Origin of the sequence: Streptomyces sp. ME02-8801-2C (assembly GCF_033793965.1) — a bacterium.
In the GTDB taxonomy this organism is placed as follows: domain Bacteria; phylum Actinomycetota; class Actinomycetes; order Streptomycetales; family Streptomycetaceae; genus Streptomyces.
Genome location: NZ_JARAXP010000052.1, coordinates 1 through 1,112, shown reverse-complemented (window position 1 = coordinate 1,112; position 1,112 = coordinate 1). Strand labels below are relative to the sequence as shown.

Sequence of the window (1,112 nt, the reverse complement as noted above, 5' to 3'; positions counted from 1 at the left end):
CCTCGATCTTTCGTGACGGTCTGCCGACGGAGTCGGTAGACCGTTTCGCCTTCCGCGGCTGCTGGCGGGCAGGCCGGTAGCCCGACTGTCGTGTCGGGTGAGCGCCGGGTTCCACTGCTCCGGAGACGATGGTGCTGCTCATAGGGACGGGAAAGCTACTGGTCAGACTGGGCTGGGCAGTTGGTCGAGCCGTTCGAGGGCGTCGGTGACGACATGGGTCCAGGGCCAGTGGCGGGCGAGGCGGAGGATCTGGCGGCGGCCGGTGGTGACGAGCTGGCCGGCCGGGCTGAACAGGCGGAGTCGCAGGCGGCGGGGCTCCCAGAGCCGGGTCTTGCCGTTCAGGGCAAGCATCGGCATCCAGGCCAGCAGGTCGAGTGCGATCTGGACGATCTCCAGCCAGACCCTGTTCTGCGCGGTGTCGTGCAGGGGCAGGTTCCGCAGGCCGGTCGCGCGGGCAGCCCGGATGCGGTCCTCGGCCCGTGCCCGCAGGCGGTGACGGAGTTCGAGTTCGGCGATGGGTTGGCCGGTGGTGTTGGTGGCGAAGCAGGTGATCCGCATGCCGTCGGCGTCCGTGATCCTCAACTGGGCACCGGGGTGCGGGCGTTCCTTCCGGACGATCAGTCGCATGCCCTTGGGCCAGCCGTCGAGCATGCCGCCGGTGAGTTCGGCGACCCAGGCCCCGTCACGGATTTCTCCGTCGGGCTCGACAGCCGGCGTCCATGCCGCGGGCGGCACCTTGAGTACGGCCTGGTGGATTGCGTCGGTGATGGTCATGCCGACCGAGTACGACAGCCACCGGCCGCGTTTCGCGAGCCAGGCCACGAACTCGTGGGTGCCGCCTGCGGAGTCGGTGCGGATCAGCGTCCGGCGTCCGCGCCGATAGGACTTGGGCAGCTGGGTCAGGGCCAGTTGGGTGGTGGCGATGTGATCGGCGGCGGTGTTGCTGCCTGCGTTCCCGGGCCTGAGCAGAGCGGCCACTGGCTCGCCGGACCCACCCGTGCCGTGGTCGACGAAGGCCATCAGCGGGTGGTGGCCGAAGGTCTTCTTCCAGGTCGCAGCCGTGTCTTCCTTGTCGGAATGCGCGATCACCAGGACGCCGTCCAGGTCCACAG

General features: G+C 69.2%; 1 protein-coding gene. It reads right to left on the bottom strand.

The genetic code is table 11. The annotated features are described in order from the left end of the window. Window positions 1–162: 162 nt before the first annotated feature. A partial coding sequence (locus PV396_RS44885) for an IS1380 family transposase (protein ID WP_319214166.1) occupies window positions 163–1,112 on the bottom strand: 950 nt, incomplete at its 5' end.